Annotated in this window: 14 protein-coding genes and 2 tRNA genes; 12 read left to right on the top strand and 4 right to left on the bottom strand. The window is 42.6% G+C overall.

Annotated elements, in window-relative coordinates:
- Positions 1-132 precede the first annotated feature (132 nt).
- On the top strand, positions 133-4,482 hold the full coding sequence (locus tag ALKIM_RS0112045; protein WP_162148814.1) for a M6 family metalloprotease domain-containing protein: 4,350 nt from the start codon (positions 133-135) through the stop codon (positions 4,480-4,482).
- Positions 4,483-4,575: 93 nt separating this feature from the next.
- On the opposite strand, the gene ALKIM_RS0112050 is transcribed toward ALKIM_RS0112045, so the two are convergent.
- From ALKIM_RS0112050 to ALKIM_RS18425, 3 genes are all read right to left on the bottom strand, one after another.
- Positions 4,576-4,647: transfer RNA gene (locus ALKIM_RS0112050), tRNA-Thr, on the bottom strand.
- A 23-nt stretch (positions 4,648-4,670) separates the two neighbouring features.
- Positions 4,671-4,743, bottom strand: a tRNA-Gly gene (locus tag ALKIM_RS0112055).
- Between the two features lie 187 nt (positions 4,744-4,930).
- Positions 4,931-6,136 carry a DUF6051 family protein gene (locus tag ALKIM_RS18425; protein WP_044117923.1) on the bottom strand — a complete coding sequence of 402 codons (1,206 nt, stop codon included), beginning with the start codon at positions 6,134-6,136 and terminating at the stop codon, positions 4,931-4,933.
- Between the two features lie 218 nt (positions 6,137-6,354).
- Between ALKIM_RS18425 and ALKIM_RS0112065 the strand changes: the two genes are divergently transcribed.
- The 6 genes from ALKIM_RS0112065 (at position 6,355) to ALKIM_RS0112090 (ending at position 11,194) form a co-directional block, all read left to right on the top strand.
- Positions 6,355-7,197, top strand: coding sequence for a LytR/AlgR family response regulator transcription factor (locus tag ALKIM_RS0112065; RefSeq protein WP_026474874.1), 843 nt, complete (start codon positions 6,355-6,357; stop codon positions 7,195-7,197).
- Between the two features lie 286 nt (positions 7,198-7,483).
- Complete coding sequence (locus tag ALKIM_RS0112070; RefSeq protein ID WP_026474875.1) at positions 7,484-7,984, top strand: YfiR family protein; 501 nt, start codon at positions 7,484-7,486, stop codon at positions 7,982-7,984.
- A gap of 381 nt (positions 7,985-8,365) precedes the next feature.
- Positions 8,366-8,872: a YfiR family protein gene (locus ALKIM_RS0112075; protein ID WP_026474876.1), complete on the top strand. Its 507-nt coding sequence runs from the start codon at positions 8,366-8,368 to the stop codon at positions 8,870-8,872.
- Between the two features lie 316 nt (positions 8,873-9,188).
- Complete coding sequence (locus ALKIM_RS0112080) at positions 9,189-9,575, top strand: hypothetical protein (RefSeq protein ID WP_026474877.1); 387 nt, start codon at positions 9,189-9,191, stop codon at positions 9,573-9,575.
- Positions 9,576-9,653: 78 nt separating this feature from the next.
- The gene (locus tag ALKIM_RS0112085) at positions 9,654-10,745 is read left to right on the top strand and encodes a GRAS family protein (protein ID WP_026474878.1); all 1,092 of its coding nucleotides are present in this window, start codon (positions 9,654-9,656) and stop codon (positions 10,743-10,745) included.
- A 26-nt stretch (positions 10,746-10,771) separates the two neighbouring features.
- Positions 10,772-11,194, top strand: a complete 423-nt coding sequence (locus ALKIM_RS0112090) for a hypothetical protein (RefSeq protein WP_026474879.1) — start codon at positions 10,772-10,774, stop codon at positions 11,192-11,194.
- A gap of 1 nt (position 11,195) precedes the next feature.
- Here the strand turns inward: ALKIM_RS0112090 and ALKIM_RS0112095 are convergent, their stop codons facing one another.
- Positions 11,196-11,885, bottom strand: coding sequence for a Crp/Fnr family transcriptional regulator (locus ALKIM_RS0112095; protein ID WP_026474880.1), 690 nt, complete (start codon positions 11,883-11,885; stop codon positions 11,196-11,198).
- Between the two features lie 516 nt (positions 11,886-12,401).
- Between ALKIM_RS0112095 and ALKIM_RS18430 the strand changes: the two genes are divergently transcribed.
- The 5 genes from ALKIM_RS18430 (at position 12,402) to ALKIM_RS0112120 (ending at position 20,237) form a co-directional block, all read left to right on the top strand.
- Positions 12,402-14,711, top strand: a complete 2,310-nt coding sequence (locus ALKIM_RS18430) for a response regulator (RefSeq protein WP_162148815.1) — start codon at positions 12,402-12,404, stop codon at positions 14,709-14,711.
- Positions 14,712-14,919: 208 nt separating this feature from the next.
- Positions 14,920-15,309 carry a response regulator gene (locus ALKIM_RS0112105; protein ID WP_026474881.1) on the top strand — a complete coding sequence of 130 codons (390 nt, stop codon included), beginning with the start codon at positions 14,920-14,922 and terminating at the stop codon, positions 15,307-15,309.
- A gap of 170 nt (positions 15,310-15,479) precedes the next feature.
- Entirely contained in the window at positions 15,480-17,537 is a 2,058-nt protein-coding gene (locus ALKIM_RS0112110; protein WP_026474882.1) for a chemotaxis protein CheA, read from the top strand.
- Positions 17,538-17,554: 17 nt separating this feature from the next.
- Complete coding sequence (locus ALKIM_RS0112115) at positions 17,555-18,088, top strand: chemotaxis protein CheW (RefSeq protein WP_026474883.1); 534 nt, start codon at positions 17,555-17,557, stop codon at positions 18,086-18,088.
- Between the two features lie 79 nt (positions 18,089-18,167).
- Positions 18,168-20,237, top strand: a complete 2,070-nt coding sequence (locus tag ALKIM_RS0112120) for a HAMP domain-containing methyl-accepting chemotaxis protein (protein WP_044117924.1) — start codon at positions 18,168-18,170, stop codon at positions 20,235-20,237.
- The last annotated feature ends 23 nt before the right edge of the window (positions 20,238-20,260 follow it).

Consider the following 20,260-nt stretch of genomic DNA (forward strand, 5'->3'; position numbering starts at 1 on the left):
GATGTTATTGTAGCATCATCAATTGCAACAGTTAAAATAACCAGTGCAATCAACAACCTAATTAATCAAATTGCGTTTAAGTAGAAATATAGTGATATTGGGCGGTTGTTGAATATTGATATGATGCACAGAATGAGTTCTTTCCTTAAAATTAGTTTTATATTCCTGTCGGTAATATTTTTGCATGTTGATGTTTCTGCTGTAGGAGCTTATCCATTTCTCCAGAAAATCACGCAACCCGATGGCTCTTTTCTAAATATCCGGATGAATGGCGATGAGTGGTTCAACTGGGTTTCCACGTCTGATGGCTACCGCATTGTTCGAAATGAGGCCGGCGTTTTTGAATATGTTTCCATCTTGAAATCAGGTGAGATACGACCTTCTGGAGTGAGAGCATCTGATCCGGAACGTAGAACCGCCGAGGAGATGGAATTTATAGATAGGATAGAGCCCGGACCCGGTGTGAGCCCCGAAGTAATTAATGAAGCACGCAGCTTGTTTGTGTCGCCCCTTCTTAAAAATACCAACAATCTCTTTCCGTCATCCGGACAACGAAAGCTTCTGGTGATACTTGCCAATTTTAGTGATACTCAACCTACATACACTCAGGCCGATTTTGATCGTTACATGAATGAGGAAAACTACAATGGCACAGGTAGTTTTCGTGATTATTATCTGGAGAATAGCGGTGGTAAATTGGATGTAACCTCTGTGGTTACGCAGTGGGTTACTTTACCAAATCCACGGGCATATTATGGCCCGCGCGAAAAGTGGGGTGAGTTTGCCTACCACGCCGTGCAAGCTGCTGCTGCGGCAGGAGTTGATTTTTCCCAGTTCGACAATACCGGAAATGGTGTTGTTGAGGGCGTTGCAATTATACATCACGGCCCTGGCCAGGAAGTTACAAGTGACGAAACGGATATCTGGTCGCATGCATGGGCTTTGTCGGCTGCAGGTTATTCGCAGACGCAGCGAAGATTTAACGGCGTATTGGTTGACAGATACACAGCCCAGCCGGAAACACGCACACGCAACGGTGTAATGAATACCATCGGTGTAATAGCTCATGAGTTCGGGCATAATCTGGGTGCGCCCGATTATTATGATACCAATGGAGATGAGGATGGACGGCATGATGGTACCGGACGTTGGGATATCATGGCCTCCGGTAATTACAATGGTAGTCCGTCGGGATCAGCTCCCGCTCACCACAATGCGTTTACAAAAAATGAGCTTGGATGGGTTGAGCAGCTCGAAATTTCCACACCCGCGCTGCAAACACTTGAACCGGTTATCGCTTCTGCAAAAGTATTGAAGATTAAAAGTCCGGTGGATCATGAATATTATCTGCTCGAAAATCGTCGTAGGGTAGGGTTCGACAGGGCTTTGCCCGGACAGGGAATGATTGTTTATCACGTAGATGCCAACCGAATCGCCTCTCGACGAGCGGCAAACAACATAAATACACAGGCACATCAGGGGCTTATGGTTAAGCCATCCTCAGGTTTAGTAAACTCTGCCTCTGCGCCATTTCCCGGCACGATGGTGGTGACGCAGTTTACCGATGAGACAACGCCTGACATGCGAACCTGGACGGGTGAGCCTTTTAATCGTAGTATAACCGGCATAAATTTGGTTGAGGAGAATGTGGTGTTTGATTTCATGGCTGTTCAAAATGGCAGTCCAATTGCCTTTACGGCGCTACCAGCCGGGGCTTCTGAAATAGAGCTGGCGTGGACGCCTTCTCTGCAAAATTACCCTGTTTTAATAGCCTGGTCTTATGATGGCGTGTTTGGAAATCCCGCTGCAGGACAATTATATACATCTGGAAGCCCAATATCCGGCGGTGGCACAGTGCTCTATTATGGTGATGATCTTCTTGCTTTTGCTCATAGTGAGTTGGAGCCGGCTACCAGATACTATTACAAAATCTGGAGCGATGTAGGCGGCGAATGGTCAGGTGCTTTAAGTGCCAATGCCAAAACAGACTTGGGTGAAGTGCTTTCATTCCCCTGGTCAGATGGCTTTGAAGACGGGCTTTCAAATTGGGTTCAAACCTATCTGCTTTCTGTTGTAGATTGGGAGGCTAAAGAATTTGGAACCGCCAACAAACCTGAACAAGCATATAGCGGGTCGGCTTTTGCCGGTTTTTTTGCAGAATCTTTTTCCGGGGCTGTCACAAGACTTGAGTCTCCTTTGTTAATGCTCTCCCAAGAGAGTAGTTATGTGTTGGATTTCAGGCATATTCAGCCCGCATGGAATGGCGATCAGGATGAGTTATCCGTACTTGTTAAACGAGAATCGGCCACCGAATGGGAGGTTTTAGCTCTTTATACTGACGATGAAACGGAGTGGATGGCGCGGCGTATTGCCATACCATATTCAGAGCCGGTGCGGTTGGCGTTTCAAGGAAGGAGCAGATACGGCTATGGAATAGGCATTGATGATGTAATGGTGTATGAGGCAAACCACTGTTTTGCTCAAACGCCTCAGGTCACATCATTTGAAGTGGTTGAGAAGGGTTTCGATTTTATGCGAATAAGGTGGAGCGTGGCTGATGAACTTCCGGTTCTTGTTGCCGTGCGTCAGGGTAAAAAAGTTACAGAACTGCCAACGCCAAGTCAAAGCTATTCTGCCAACTCCATATTCCCACAGGGTCAACAGCTCGGTAATGATGCGTTTGTGGTTTTCTCAGGTCCTGGCGATGAGCTGCTCCTGACAGGTCTTTCGCATTCTACCGAATATCATGTGGCTGTTTTTCCCTATTCAGAGACTTACTGTTATGCCTTTGAGCCGCAGATGTTTGTTTCTTCAACTAACTTTAGAATACACGATATCACTTTCGTTGTTACTTCGGATGGTTTGCCTGTTTCTGGTGCATCTATTTCTGTGGATGGAGAGATCTTTACAACCGATGCCGACGGACGTATTGTTTGGCAACGCTTACATGATGAAAATTATTTGTCCTTTTCGGCAGTATCAACCGGATACAGACATTTTTGGGGACGATTGATACCTGATGGAAACAAGTCTGTCTCAATCAATCTGGAACTGCTTCAACCAAAGCATGTAACCGGTATGTCGCACTCTGCTAATTATTCAGAGGTTTCACTTTCATGGAATCCTGTTATCGATGAGGATTTTGATGGGTATAAAGCATTTTCGCTTTCGCTGCCAGGATGGACTATGCTCGATAAGGATAAAGGAAGAACATGGGCAATTAACAACCACACATTTCCGGAACAAGGTTATACAGGGGCGTTTATACTGTTTGATCCGCTCCATGAGAGTATGCTTCAGGCAAATTTTGACATCACAGCCTATTCAGGACGTCACTTGTTGGCTGGCTTTGCATCACGAAATGCACCCAACGACGACTGGCTTATATCACCGCAATTTGAGGTGATGGAGGGAGATGGTTTTTCGTTTATGGCGCGATCGTTATCTTCCAATTATGGATTGGAAACCTTTCAGGTTTTAGTGTCTGAGCAAAGCGGAGCTTCCGACAATTTTGAGTTGTTGTCCGCTTCAAGCGTTTCAGTGCCGGTTCAATGGACTCGGTATGCCTATTCGCTTGCCAATTACGTTGGCAAAAAAGTGAAAGTGGCCATTCGTCATACATCGGATGATGTGTTTGTATTATTGCTCGACAGAATCAATGTGGGCTCATTAGATGAGAATCCTTCAGGTGTATCAACCCCAAACCTTACTTTGCCTTTGAACAGTGATTTGTTGCGCAAAGTAGAGGCATTACAGTTGGATAAAAAGAGCACGCAAACATTTACATCCGGAAGTGATGCTACTCCCAAAGGTGGCATCGGTTACGAGTTGGAACAAATTGGTGGCAATACATTAACGTTTAATGGTTTTGCCAATAATGTGTATGGTTTTATTCCGGAAGATTGTGAAACATATTCTTACAGGACAAGGATTGTTTATAATAATTTTGGAATCACCTCTGATTGGTCGCCCGTATATAGTCTTAATGCGTGTTACGAAGTCTCCTTTTTGGTGGTTTCGGGTGACAATAAGCCAATTGGTGGCGCTTTGGTTGAGTTTAATCAGGATGCGCAATATACCGATGTGGATGGTGTAGCTGTTTTTAATTCTGTAAGGGGCGCAGAAGGGCTTATATACAATGTGTTACTTCATGGTTACGAAATATTTACGGGAGCTGTGGATGTGAGCGGCAGCAAGCAGGTGCTGATTAGTTTGCTTACAGTAAAAAAAGATTCAGTGAGTCAACATACCATTGAAATCTATCCTATGCCATTTGTTGATAGGTTAAGCATTTCAGGGGTTGATACCGATGAGGAGGTTGTTGTAACTGTTTTTGATGTGGGAGGCCGTATGGTGTTTCAAAAGCGTCAGGCTGCATCATCTGAGATTACTATAAACACCAGTGGTTTTGCTCCGGGTATATATGTGATTGAGGTTAGAACAGCAAAAATGGTGAAGCGCCTAAAGGGGATGAAACGATAAAACTATTTAAGTGGATATAACAATAAAAGGTGGTTGGATTTTATCTGGCTGCCTTTTTTTGTGGAATGGCTAATGCTGGATAGAATAGAAGAGAGCCAATGATGGGAATTGAACCCATGACCTCTTCCTTACCAAGGAAGCGCTCTACCCCTGAGCTACATCGGCTTTTAAACTCATTGTGTGCTTTGAGCGAAAGACGGGACTCGAACCCGCGACCCCGACCTTGGCAAGGTCGTGCTCTACCAACTGAGCTACTTTCGCATTTTTTAATGACGGATAAAGAATCGTTAGTTCTTATCGTTAATTGAGCGTCCAATCTGTTTGTTAAAACTAAACGCTGCTATCCCGGTTAACCCATTTTGCAACTGGAAGCGCTTGTTTCAGGCGGTGCAAAAATATAAAAAAATCAGCCTGTCCAAAATTTTTCGCATCAAAAAATATAAGTTTTTCAGGAGTGGTGTGGCTTGTGGTTCAGAATCAGATTGTTTTGCGGTGTGGTTTTTGGATTATTGCCCAAGTGAAGGGCGGCTCGGGATAGAATTTGCACAAATGCTTTCTGCACTACCTCTTCATTTTTATCCTTTGAAATGGGGAATGGCTTTTCGTGTGAGTATTCAAAAGGGAAATCTTCAACAAATGCTGTTCCGGGTGAGAGCGATTTTACGATGGCGTCGGCCGGAATTACTTTATCCTTTTTCAGACCTACTGCAATCAATCGTCCTTCCAAATTATCGAAAGCCTCCCTGCGATATTCCTTATCGTTTTCATACCGTATCATCGACCTGAAAACCTGCCAGGCGTTAGGCAAAAGATGTGCCACATGGTGCGGAATCGCAATTTGTGAGTCTACTGTGGTAAGATTGCTAAAGTAGGTCTTTAGTCTTTCACAGGCTTTACTATCCATAATAGCTTTTGAGTTGCCATTGGTTTCATCAAAAGTTGCGCCCCCGCAGAAGAGAAATGCCCTTTCACCGGAGAACAGACTGGCGGGGTTGGCTATGAGCAAAACTTCTGCGAGGAGAGCACCAATTGAATAAGCAAAAATGTTAACACTGCTAACATTGCTTAAAAGCGGATGGTTGTCCGATTTTATCGAAGCAACCAGTTTTATCACATCAAAATAACTTTGTATGCCTGATATTGGAAACATTTCGGGTGTGTATTCCATTCTCAGACTTAAGGCGGCATTGGCAAAACAGCAGTTTTCCAACTGTTCTGATTTAGCCTTTCGAATAGATGCCACTTTTGACATCGTGCGCGGAGAACTCCACTGTTCGGGCGAACGGTTCATGTGAAATGCCAATGGGAAAAGTATAACTGCTTTGCCCGTGGCGCAAACAAGATGGTGTGCCCATGTCAGATACTTGTCCCAATGTCGTTCATTCAGTCCGTGAAACAGTATAATAACCTGTGGAGCCGGCCTTTTTTTTGGCATTAAAACGGCATATCGGAATGTGTTGTTATCTTTTTCACCACCTTCAGCCAAAATAAGCTTCTCTTCTGGTGTCACGTTTGCACCAATTGAGCGGTGACTAAACCTAAAGTCAGAGTTGAATTCGAACGTATAACATCCTACCTCCTCGGTTAAGTGAACAAAGTGTCTGTTCAAATCGAATCCGGCAGACATTTGTTTGTGCAGTTCGCTTAGATTCATAACGTCTGGATTTAGGCGTTTCGTTGGCATTGCAAAGAAAAATATTTGTTTGATAAGTTGCTGAAAAATGCCGTGTTTGCTATTTCTCTGGGGTGAATGAAATATTCTCTGGGGTGATTTGGAGATTTATGGGGTGAATTTCGTTTACGCCGAATTAATGTTATTTTTGTGGTCGAGAGGCCAAGGTTTCAACACATTAATCACAGATATGTAATGTTATGGTCAGAAGGATAAAGCTTGTACCAGAGTACTTTGTAAGTCGTCGCAATACGATGAGACAGGTGCTTTTCACCACATTGTTTGCTTATCTGTTTATCAATGTTTACAAGCCTTTTGGCGCACGTGAATGGTACGATGTAAGTTGGTGGCTCTTTTTTGTTGCATCCGGTTTGCTGGTGCTTGCTGGTATGCTTGTCGTTATTCTCAGCCGTCTGGTAATGTTTGCTGTTAAGCAGCGAAAGCCGGTTACATTCTTCTATTATGTAGTAATGGTGGCTGGTGAGGTATTTTTCATGGGCGTTTTATATGCTGTTCTCGAGCGCATGGTATTGGGTGATATACGTCCCTTTGGAGTCTTGTTTTATCTGGCCATTCAAAACACTTCACTCATTTTGTTAATACCTTACTCCATGAGTCTTCTCTATTTTGCCTGGAGGGAAAAGAAGGTAACACTGGAGATGCTTATCAGACAAATAAGGAGCAAACCGCAATTTATCTCTTTTAAAGATGAGAACAATGTGTTGCGATATACCATCAAAGCGGTTGACTTAATTTATCTTGAAGCCAGTGATAATTACGTTGTCATTCATTTTCAGGCAGGAGAGAAGAATAAGTCCTTGTTGCTCCGCAATACGCTAAAGAATCTTGAAACCAGTCTTGAAGGCTTTCCATTGTTGCGATGCCATCGCTCCTTTATGGTAAACATTGACCGAGTAAAGATTTTGAAGCGCGAAAAAGGACGATTCACACTCTGTATGGACGATTTGGGTGCCATCAACATACCAGTCTCCAAAAGTTATTCCGATTCTGTTGCTGAAAAGTTTGACTTAAATCAGATCTAAGTTGGGTCGATGTTACAAAAATGTTCTGTTTTTTATGGTTATTAATATTAATTAGGATTGGCTGTTGAATAGCAGATGTTATTCTGTTTTTAGTGCTAAATGTGTTGAAATAGTTTGATTTACACATTTTTTACTGCTTTCAATTTCTGAATAACTTCTCATTGTATATACTTTTTTCTGGTCAAAGTCCATATCAAAGTGTCGATATAATGTTAATTAGCTTTAACAAATAAATTGTTTAAGTTAAACATATTAGATTTGTACTTTGTACACTAATTCTAATGTTATGAAATCAATTGCCCTATCCGTTTTATTTCTTATCATGCTTGGAATGCCCGCTCAGGCACAAATAGAAACACATCAGGCTACATTTATTTTCAATTTTTCGCGCTTAATACAGTGGCCAAACATACATAGCAGTCCAGTTTTTACAATTGCCGTGCTTGGCCGAAACCATCCACTTACAGCCGAACTTAAGACAGCTGCTCAAGGACGAAATGTTGGAGGAAGAGAAATCGCAATTGTAGAGCACAATAGTGTGGAAGATTTGCAATATTGCCACATGCTGTTTGTACCCAATAATCGTCTCAACCAAATTAAAAGTGCTTCTGATGCGCTCACGGGTCAGCCAACCTTAATTATTACTGAATCACAGGGTCGCATACCGGATGAGACCATTATTAATATGTATCTCGAAAACTCCCGTCTGGGCTTTCGTTTAAACGAGGAGAATGCCCGCAAAAGAAACCTTCAGGTCAGTACCCAGTTACTCAACTTTTCGCGTTAAGAATAGGGTTCTTTAATGCTTTGCCTTAAAATGATAACTGCTTGATATCGTGTTTTATATTTCAGGGTTTTAACACGTGATTCAAAAGGTTACATATTTATATTATTTTAATTTTAGTCAGATGATTGTTTGTTTTCATTAACAATTGTCTGACTATTTTTTTTAGTATAGATTTTAACAATGCTTGCCAAAACGTATGATTTATTCGTCAATAAAATAAGGGGTTTCGTCAATTTGGTGTGTTATGTATTGGCGATACATGTTTTAAATGGGTGCCTGTTTTGAATTTTTTATAAGTTTTAGCGAGTTAATAATTATTAATCTCATAAAATCAACAATTTAGCGTTGTATTTTTGTCGTCGAAATAATAATCTTTCAAACATGAAGAAATCGTTTTTTGTACTGACGGCGATTATTACAATTTTGTTCGCTAACCAGGCAAATGCTCAAGTTGAGCGTCATCAAGCTACTTTTGTTTACAACTTTACAAGACTGGTGCAGTGGCCAAATTTGCACGAGCGACCAACATTTGTGATTGGTATTCTTGGCCGTAATGCAGCCTTATTAAATGAATTAAATGCCAGTGCGGCAGATCGTAACGTGGGTAGCAGAAGCATTGAAGTAAAAGAATTTGCTTCAATCGAAGAGTTGGAGTACTGCCACATTCTATTTGTTTCCAATAGCAGATTAAGGGATTTGGCTCGTGCTAACGAGAAACTTGCTAACATGCCTGTATTGGTAGTGACTGAGAACCAGGGTCGTCAACCGGCTGGTTCAATCATCAATCTCTCCATCGAGAATGAGCGTCTTGGACTTCGTTTGGATGAGGAGCTTGCTGAGCAACGTAAACTTATCATCAGCCGTCAATTGGCTAACTTTTCCCGATAAACCTTTACCGGGTTTTTAATTCTTACCAAAAAAAAAGCTACCTGAATTATTCTGGTAGCTTTTTTTTATCCTTAAAAATCCGGTCGAATGTTGTTTTAAAGCCCGGTTCATAACTTGAAAGATAGGATTTATTTATAACATAAGATTTAAATTGTTGGTTTAGTACAGTGAAATTTAATCGTTGGGTTGTTGCTTATTGAAGATTCTTTTTTGTATTATTGTTTCTGATAGTTGTTTATGATGATTCAGTGTTTTGTAGGGACATTGTCATAAAAATGATTTAGATAAATAAAAACAAAAAACCAACAACCGGATTATGAAAGTATTTTCTTCTTCTACTGTATCTCTCGAGTTTGATGAGATTAAAAAAGTTTTAAGACAGGTTTGGACTGGATTTTCTACCTCTGCCCAGTTCAGGGAAGGCATCGATGAAACAGTGAAGTTCGTAAAAGCCAACGATGTTAAGTATCTAATATCTGATACAAGCGGACAGAAGCCTGTAGGCCCGGAGGATACCAAATATGCAGCATCTGTGATGCCTAGTCTTTTCGGCAGCGGCATAAAAGCTATGGCCTTCATCATGCCAAAGAATGTAATAACCAAACTGGCATTAAGCTCTTTTGCCAAAGAACAGGGACTGCCAGCCAATGTGATGTATTTTGACAACATCCCTGAAGCAGAAAAGTGGTTATTTACTTTCTAACAACATTTCTTTAGCATCAACAAAATCAGGGACGTGTCATGCAATAGTTACGTGATACGTCCCAATGACTTAACCCACATGAAATCATTTCCTCTACCTACTGTATTCGAGGCATTGGATCTTGTTATGAGAAATTATCCTGATAATTTCTCTGATGAGGTTCGGCTCGAAATTGAAGCTCTTCTGGATTACTGCCTCGAAGGCCTCGATGAGTGTTCAGAGCGGTTTCTCGCTACACTTTTTATCAAAGCCATCCGCAAACACATTGATCCGCATAATCCCCCGGAGCACATCTATCTCAAAAAGTTCGAGGTTTCGCAAATTGAACTATTCAATCTCCTTGTTAAGCAGTTTCCTTTTGTTCGTTACAGCCATGAGATTATCAATAAATCGATAGTTAATACGGTTGGAACCAATGAGAAGCTTACTTTTTTAGATGTAGGCATCGGGCAAGGGGTTCAAACTGTGGCTCTTCTTAATGAACTCTCTGAATGTTACACTTTAAAGGAGGTCACAATAATTGGTATTGAGCCTTTTCAGGAAGCATTAGTGGCTGCTGAGGCCAATATTTTGGCTCAAACTTATCACTTCAATGTAAAGTTTATTCCGGTTTTGGACTTTATCGAGGCCTGTGATTTTGCCGCGCTTAGCAATGTCGTGAAACGTGAAGGCGGCATATTTATAGTCAACGAATCTTTGGCACTACATCATATCCAGGATTTGGCCAACCGCCATCGCGTTATTTCAGCCATACGTGCACTAAACCCGGCATCTTTCTTCCTTACCGAGCCCAATGTGGATCATTTTGAGCCCGATTTTTACCGAAGATTCCAGAATTGTTATGATCATTTTTACCACATATTTCAGGTTGTGGATTTGCTGCCTGTTACGTCCAAGGAGAAGAATGGATTAAAGATGTTTTTTGGTCGTGAAATTGAAGATATAATTGGCGGAAACGATATTGAACGGTTCGAAAAGCATGAGCCTTCATTTAGATGGGCCGAGAAGCTGACTGTGAATGGCTTTAAAACCATAGATAATTTCACCGGACTCCCTCTCGATGTTGGTTACGGTATCAACTTAGGTTTTGATAAGCGCAATGGATGTCTTGGTTTCAAGTTTAAGACCGAAACAGTCATCAGTTTGATACATGCTGTTTGTGACAACTAAATTTTATAATGCATCATTATATCGCTATGGAAATATTTAGAAACGAGTTTGTATCCCTTTGTTACGAACCAAATGATCGTGTTCTTTTGCAAAAGTGGCAGGGCTATGTGCCTTCGGATCTGTTTCGAAGGGTAATTGATATGAGTGTTCAGTTTATTCGTGAACACGAGGTGGATATGCTTATTTCGGACACCCTTATGCAGAAGGTGGTGCGCAAAAACGATGCGCTTTATGCCGCCTCAAAGCTTACCGAAATGTTTGCAGATGGATTGAAGGCGATGGCATTTGTGATACCCAGCGACGCATTCACCCGCATATCGCTAAAGAAATTTGCTGATGAGGGTATTAACAGCGATTCTGTTGGCTATTTTCAAAGTATGGAAGAGGCATTGAACTGGGCTGGGATATATTCCCGAAGTGTGAGTGAGATTTCTCAATACGGATGCTAATTCAGCCGAGTCTGCTGAGTGTCTTGACTATCTCGAGACTGTTGATACAAACATGCCTGTCGGCAATATCAATGATTTTGTCGTTGCGGAACTCAGCCAGCGTTCGGATAAAACTCTCTTTGGTGGTGCCGGCAAACTGAGCCAGTTCGCTTCTGCTCAAAGGCAATTCAAACCTCAGGCTTTGCTGGTTCAGCGTATAAAAATAGAGTATTACATCGGCTACGCGTCCGGGTAATTGTTTGTTGTTGATGGTAACCAAACGGTGAATGGTTGATGTGTTTTGCCGGCAAAGGGCCGCCATAATTTTATTGGCAAATTGATGGTTTTCCTGCATCAGTCCTCTGAAAGTGCTTGCCTGTGTAAGCAACGCTCTGGTATTGGTGAGCGCGATGGTGGTAAACATATTAGCTTCATTGGAAAGCAGTTGCATTAATCCCACAAAATGCCCTTTCCCGTGTATCTCCAGTATATTTGATCGTCCGTTTGCCGAATCCAGAGTTGTTTTAACCAGTCCATCTTCTATCAAAACGGTATGACTTGCGGGTGTGTGAGGTTTTGTTATCCAATCACCTGCTTTAAACAATACCGAATGGCTCTGTTTTCTCAAAAGGTCTAACTCGCTTGAATGTAATTCGGTTGCAGCTGGGTAATTTTGGTTGATATTGGGGTCTGGGTTAATCTGGTACAGCATATTCTTTTTGTTAATGGGTTATGGCTTGTGAATGAAAGTTAAGTAAAAAAGAGTTTTTCGCAAAATATCTTGTTAAATTATGCGGGGCAGTTGAATAATCAAAAAAATATATGCAATTTGAAAATCGATGTTGTTGTGCTCTTTGACTTTGTAATTCAATGGATTAAAGATTGTCTATATCTGCAATGAGCTGAATCTGAGAACTGATTTTGTGAAAATGATGAGACTGCTTTAATTTAAACACAATGATAAATTATGTATCAGGTAGCATGATTTTTGCGTATAGCGTATTGCACATTAAGTGATAATCTTTTCTCTGTTCGCTACCAGTGCATAGAATTTAATTCGAATAGCGGTTTAAATCTCACTGTTAATTGAATAGTGATACTGGATTTAGCCAGTTTATCGCTATTTTAGTATGACAAACAAGATTTTGAAATGGGTGTGCCATTGGAGGCAGAAGAGAGAGATAACTGTGGTGCGTTATTTGTATTTATCGATTCAAAACAGCCGGTTATGAGCGAGAATAATTACGAATGGTTGTTGACTGATGATTTGCCATACACCGTTATTGTGTGCGGAAAATCTGAAGCCGAAACATTTCAAGTGTTGCATTGGAATAGTGCTCTGTTATCACTGATAGACAATTGTTCTCCCAATTCTGATATGGTAACAGATTTTCTCAATGATCTGTCTGTCCGCGATATTACGTGGCAACAGGTAGCATTGAAGGTTTATGAATCTGGCAACCCTACTTCGTTCGATTGTTTTTTTCTTTCTGCAAACAGGTGGTTTCGTGTGACTTGTTTCATGTCGAGAAACAATTTGATAACTGGCATTGCTGACATAACCAGCGAGAAGCAGCAGGCACGTGAGATGCTCAAGGCAAAAGTGAATGCAGATGCTGCGAGTCGGGCTAAAGGAGATTTTCTGGCTAATATGAGTCACGAAATCCGAACGCCCCTCAATGGGGTTATAGGCTTTTCGGAGTTGCTGCTTAACTCAAAACTCTCTGAAGTGCAGCGCCAGTATATGGAAAATGTCAATCTGTCGGCAAAATCGCTTATGGAGCTCATAAACAACATTCTGGATTTCTCCAAAATTGAGGCCGGCAAGCTCGAAATATTCCCTGATAAAACAAACCTGCTGTCATTGGTAGAGACCGTTGCCGAAATTGTTCGTTTCAATGCCCATCAAAAGGGTATTGAGCTGTTGGTAAGGGTTGCCCCTGATATGCCGGTAAATGTGATGGTCGATGAATTGCGCTTACGCCAGGTGCTGATAAACCTAATTAGCAATGCCATCAAGTTTACCGATCGCGGCGAAGTGGAACTTTCGGTAAAGCTTATGCTGATAAAAGAGAAAGACAACGTGGCCCGGTTTTTATTCTCCATCCGGGATACGGGCATCGGAATTTCTGATGCCGACCGCAAAAAGCTCTTCACGGCATTTTCTCAGGCAGATTCCGTTTCGGCAGGTAAATACGGTGGCACAGGTCTTGGGCTCGTAATTTCCAATATGTTGCTGGGAAAAATGAAAAGCCGTATAGAACTCATAAGCACTCCCGGTGCAGGAAGTAATTTCTTCTTTGAGATAAATCTGCCATTGGTAACTAAGAATGGTCAGATACAGCAAAAATCAGAGCATATAAAGAACGTGCTTGTAGTGGACGATAATAAGGAGTGCCGTAAGATTTTTGTTGACATGCTCAACTACATGGGTATAGCTGCAAAAGAGGCCGAAGACGGCATTGAGGCGCTTAAGATTATTGAAGACAGATCTGATTTTGACCTTATTGTGTTGGATTACAAGATGCCATATATCAACGGGTTGGACGTGGTTCGGAAAATGCGGGCTATGACCCCTGGCGGAAAAATGCAGCAGCCGGAGGTTATTTTATACACTTCATCTGAAGAGTCTCAGGTTTTTGATGAGTGCGAACAGTTGAATATCCGTTACAGATACATCAAGCCGGTGAAGATGTCTGAGTTTTTCCAAACGCTCACAGTAATAAATGAAAGCCTGAATCCACAAGCCATCGTTGCTGATGGAGTGCTTGAGTCTGATGCCGGCAATTCCTTTTATTCCGAAGAGATTATTAAAGTGCTTGTTGCCGAAGATGATGATGTGAACATGTTGCTCATTGGTGAACTGATCTACCGGGTTATGCCAAATGCTCGGCTGTTCAAAGCTCATAATGGCAGCCGCGCAGTAGCACTTTTTAAGGAGAAAGAGCCCAATCTGGTGCTTATGGATGTGAATATGCCCATCATGAATGGTTTGGAGGCAACGGCGGAGATACGAAAACTGGAGACAGCCACACGCGTCCCTATCATTGCATTAACTGCCAAGGTAATGGATGGCAGTGCAGACGAATGTGTGGTGGCCGGTATGGATGATTATGTGCCAAAACCGATACTCTTCGATAATTTTGTAAGGGTGTTGGCCAGGTTTTTTGATTCCACCAAGCAGCCCCGCAAAGTGTTGTCTGCCATCGAGTCGGATAAGCTGAAGGGGCACTTCGACAAGGAGTGTCTGCTTCAAAAAACGGGCCTGAAAATGGCTACAGTAAACCGCATGCTCGATGTGGCGAAAGCTTCGATACCACAATACATAGCCAGATTAGAGGAGAGTCTTTTACAGAATGATGGTCAAGCTTTCTCTGATGTGGCACATACTCTAAAAGGCACAAGTGGCACTCTATGCTTTTATAAGCTCGAATTGATTTCCAGTCAAATGGAAGAGCTCGATTTTGATAAGCAAAAGATGGAACTGTTGCTCAGTGCCCTCAAAGATGAATGGCGCTACATTGAATCTCTTATCTAGTTATCTCCGTTTTTGGTTGCGCCACCTCTTTTTTTATTATTTTATCGATACTGGTGATATATATCACCGCATTTGATAACAATCGTCACCCAAAATATTATAACCACCTTTTATCTTTGGCGTAATAAGTATGTATTTCGTTAGCCGGCGAAAAAGAAAAATTGTTACGTATCAATCTTTTCTTATTTTTACCCTAAATCCCGATTGTATGACTGAAAAAGGTGATTACATTCTAATTGTAGATGATTCTCAGACCAACAATGTGCTACTCGAAGCCGTATTGTCTGAGGAGGATTATCCAACGCAAACAGCCATGTCTGCATCTGAGGCATGGAGCATAATATACAAGCGTAAACCTGCACTTATTCTTCTGGATTTGCTTATGCCAAAAATCTCCGGTTTTCATTTGCTGGAGCGCATGAAGTCGAAAGAAGAATACGCAAAAATTCCTGTGATTGTTGTTTCTGCACTTAATGAACCGGATACCATTCGAATCCTTAAAGAAATGGGAGCCGATGACTTCTTCTCGAAACCTCTTAATATTCAGGGGCTGCTAAGCAGGGTAGCCCAGATTTATCCCCGACCGGAATCCGTATAACCATAACAACCGGTTGGTGATTAAATGAATGGAGGAGCTGTTTTTATAGAAAAAACAGTTTGAATACAGTTTTTTAATTGATTGCTAATTAGTGACTTGGGTTTTATGCCTGGGTGCGCATGGGATTTCTATGCCTTTGTTACAATATAAAATTCTTTTACCCACCTACGATGCTTACTTCATTTGAAAATTTTCAATCAAAATTTATCGAGGAAGCACTCGATAACATCAATGACCTTGAGCAGGCTCTGCTTGAGCTGGAATTGTCACCATGCAATAAAGATTTGCTGGAGAGGGTTTTTCGCGTAATGCACTCATTAAAAGGCGGTGGAGCAATGTTTGGTTTTGACCAGTTAAGTGAGTTTACGCATCGTCTGGAGAGTATTTATGATCTCATTCGATCAGGTAAGTTGTGTGTTTCGTCAAGCTTACTCTCTGTAACGCTTAAGTCGGTTGATTTACTTAGAGATTTGCTAAATCTTGATGCTGTGGATTCAACTGAAATACGGAGCCGCTATAAAGAGCTGTCTCTGGCCATCGAAGAAGCGATGCAGCATGAAGCCCATAAGGTGATAGCATCTGTCTCTTCTTTTCATCAGAAAAAATCAGAGAAGCCGGATGAGCATACAGTTGGAATGGCTACGTATTACATCCATTTTTATCCGGGAACGCATATCCTGCAGAACGGAACCAATCTGTTGTATCTCATAGATGAACTTAGAGCGCTGGGTCAGATGTATTCTATTGCCGGTGTACGCAACCTGCCTGCTTTAGAAGAGTTTTCTCCATTAGATTCTTTTTTCTTTTGGGATTTTTTTCTTGCTACCGATCAGGGGGCAGATGCCATTAAGGATGTTTTCATTTTTGTTGAGGACGACTCTGTGGTTGAGATGCATAAAATGAGCAACTCCAGTTTGTTTGAAAACAGCCACTTCATGGAGCGTCTCAATGGATTGGCTGATAAGCAGAATGATATTGGTTTCTCCGATTTTGCCGATTTTATGGGAAGTGAGGAGGTGCCATCAGAAGCTGCGGACTCCACGCCAGAGATTGTGTCAAAACAAGATAATGCCAACGGGCGATCAAGCTCATCAATCCGGGTCTCTTCAGAAAAGATTGACGGGCTGATGAATCTGGTAAGTGAGCTTGTGATTACGCAGGAGCGGCTCAATCTTATTGCTTCACGCTACCAGATTCCGGAGTTAAAAATGGTTACTGAGAGAGTGCAGAAACTCACAGGTATGTTGCGCGACAGTGCTTTCAGCATCAGTCTCATCCCGGTTGAGAATATGCTAACACGGTTTCAGCGTTTGGTGCGCGACCTAAGTGGCGATTTGGGAAAACAGATTGTATTTACAGCAACCGGTACAGAGACGGAGATGGACAAAACCATGATCGACAGTCTTACGGATCCAATTCTGCACATCATACGCAACAGCATTGATCATGGTATCGAAATGCCGGATGAGCGCCTTCGCAAGGGAAAGCCTGCTAAAGGCACTATTCATTTGAAAGCCGGCTATTCGGGTGCCAATGTGGTAATAACCATTTCTGACGATGGGGCTGGCATTGATGTGAGAAAGGTTCGTCAAAAAGCCATCGAAAAAGAGATTATTAAAGAGAGTGATTTGCTCACTGAACAGGAGATTTTAAACCTGGTCTTTTTACCCGGATTCTCTACTTTGGGTTCTGTTACCGAATTGTCGGGGCGCGGTGTGGGTATGGATGTAGTCAAGCGCAACATTGGCGCTATTCGCGGCGAAGTAGGTATCACCTCAGAAGTTAATAAAGGTACTGTAATCACCATTACTTTGCCTCTCGTTCTCTCTATTATCGATGGTCTGTTGGTTCGTATCGGACAGAATAAATATGTTATTCCGTTGTCACTTACCGACAGGATTTACCCTGTGGAGTCCCATCTGCTGGAAAATAACTTCATCCAGGTAATGACGCTTGATAATGAGCAGGTTCCATTCTTCAACCTGCGTCGTGAAATGGGAATAGGAGGTGAGGCTCCTGCTCGGTGCCAAATGGTGGTGGTGAACCATACAAACATCCGAATGGCGCTTTCGGTCGATCAGGTCATCGGAAAAATACAGGCGGTACTTAAGCCTTTGGGCAGACTCTATCATGATCAGAAAATGGTATCAGCAGCCACCATCATGGGCGATGGAACTATTGCTCTGGTGCTGGATGTGAACACGTTTGTTAAGCAACTTTTAAACTAATCCATAAAAATGAAAATATGAGCCAGGATAGTGAATTGAAAATTAACTCATACCTCTCTTTTCGTCTGGGAGAGGAGATTTTTGCACTGCATGTTGGCCGGGTGCATAAAATATTGGAGATGACAGGTATCACAGAGGTTCCGTGCGCCCCTGATTACATGAAAGGGGTTATCAATTTGCGGGGAAATGTGCTGCCAGTGGTGGATACACGTGTAAAATTCGGTATGTCGGCCGTGGAGAAGAGCAAAACCACCAGCATATTGGTAACGGAAGTAAATATTTCCGGCGAAAATGTTTTGGTTGGATTGATGGTTGATGCGGTGCATTCAGTCCTGAAACTGGAACAGGACGATCTGCTACCGCCACCCCGTATTGGTGATAAGTACCGCTCGGAGTTTATCAGCAACATGGCCAGAGTGAAGGATAGGTTTTACATCGTGCTCAACATGGATGCTCTTTTTTCGTCGGATGAGCAGATTGACCTCTCTGAACTGACTCAAATTAAAAGTCAGGTGTCTCAGATAAGTGAAGTTAATTCAGAAATTAAGTGATAATACTCAACCCATTCTGCCATAGTGTTTCAGCCTAATAAGGTGGATCGTTATTGTGGTAGATAAAATTCAAATGAATATGAAATACAGAGATTTAAAAATAGGACAAAAGCTTATAGCTAGTTTTGCCTTAATAGCATCTATCGCTTTGATAGTAGGAGTCGTTGGATTGGTAGGTCTTCGGAGTGTGGGACGTTCGTTCCATCAGGTTTCGGACGTAAATATGCCAAGCGTACAGCATTTGATGGAGATAGAAACAAGTCTGGAGGGTTTAATGGTTGCAATGCGTACCATTTTAAATCCGAATTTAACCAGTAATGACAGGATGACCCAATTGCGGATAGTTGGAGAGATGAGGGAGCGATATACCAATGCCATCGAAGCGTATGAGAAGTTGCCAATGTCGGCCGAAGCGACTGTTCTTTGGGGGCGCTTTAGGGATGCGATTAGCCAGTGGCGGCAGATGAACGAGGGTTTCCAAGGCGACATTGAGCGGCTCAACCGTTTGGATATACACTATCCGATGGCGTTTTTACGCGATATTGAGGGCTTTCATCGCTCTCAGTCCGAGATGCAGTTGAGTGCTTTAACAGCCATTCAAACGGGGCGTCCGTTTACCGGACAGAATGATCATGCGCAAAGTGACTTTGGCAGATGGCTTTTGATTCATGCCACAACCAACCCAACAATCAATGCAACCATAAGTGGCATGCGCGAATACCATGTGCGATTGTATCGTGCCATCTCAGATATAAACAATGCAGTTCAAAGAGGCGATCGTGCTGCAGCAAATGGTATTTACCAGCAGGAGTTGATGACATCTGTAGAGGCATTAAACAGGTATTTTGTGGTGTTGAATGAACAGGGAAATCAGGCTGCTGAGATTCTTACACGCATGGAACGCGTTCAGATGGTTGATGTGATGCCATATTTGAATGAGGTAATTGCAGGCATCAATCAAATTATTGATTACAATTTAAATGCCGCCAATAATGAAGTAAGGGGGGGAGACAGAGCCATTGCGGCAAGTTACATTATGATGATTCTTGCGATTTTAATAGGTCTGGTGGTAGCAAGTGTATTGGCGCTGTTGATTAGCCGTGCAATAACCGGAGGTTTAAAGAAGGGAGTGGCCATGGCTGAACAAGTGGCGGCTGGTAATCTTGCCATAGAGGCTGATATTGAGCTGCTTGCTCAAAAAGATGAGGTTGGGCAATTGGCGCGTTCGTTGCAGCAGATGACTGAACAACTCAGAGAAATTATAGGTGATATTCTGTCTGGCGCAGACAATATAGCAGCTGCCAGTCAGGAGATGAGCGGCACTTCACAGCAAATGTCGCAGGGTGCCAGTGAACAGGCCTCATCGGCCGAGGAAGTCTCGTCATCAATGGAGGAGATGGTGGCCAACATTCAACAGAATACCGACAATGCTCTTGAAACGGAGAAAATTGCCATACAGGCCGTGCAAGGCATTCGCAGAGGTACCGAAAGCACCGATATTGCGGTGAGATCCATGCGGGAGATTGCTTCCAAGGTGTCAATAATCGGAGATATTGCTTTTCAAACCAATATGTTGGCGCTTAATGCGGCTGTTGAGGCTGCTCGTGCCGGAGAGCAAGGTAAAGGTTTTGCCGTGGTGGCTGAGGAGGTAAGGAAACTTGCCGAGCGCAGTCAGATTGCTGCCGAGGAGATTGATGTATTGTCAGAAAATGGCGTGAGAGTATCAGAAGATGCCAGCCAGCAGTTGGCTGCTATAGTGCCCGAGATAGAGAAAACGGCCCGCTTGGTGCAGGAGATTGCTGCTGCCAGCATGGAGCAAAATTCGGGTGCCGAACAGGTGAATAATGCCATACAGCAACTAAACCAAGTGATACAGCAGAATGCGGCGGCATCGGAGGAGATGGCATCCAGCTCTGAAGAGTTGTCGGGTCAGGCTGAGCAGATGAAGGATGTGGTCTCTTTCTTCATCATCGAGAATAAGGAGAAGAAATCGCGCAACGGCAAAATGCGACATCACATAAAAAATGGCAATCGCAATCGGTCTGAGAGCGTGGTTGTTGCAAATGCCAAAGAGGTGCAGGCGGCAAAAGGTGTGAATCTTAAAATGAGTGTGGGCGAAATTAATGACGATGATTATCAGCGGTTTTAATCGTTTTTGATGGTGTTTTATTT

The organism is Alkaliflexus imshenetskii DSM 15055 (assembly GCF_000517065.1).
GTDB classification, from domain to species: Bacteria; Bacteroidota; Bacteroidia; order Bacteroidales; family Marinilabiliaceae; genus Alkaliflexus; species Alkaliflexus imshenetskii.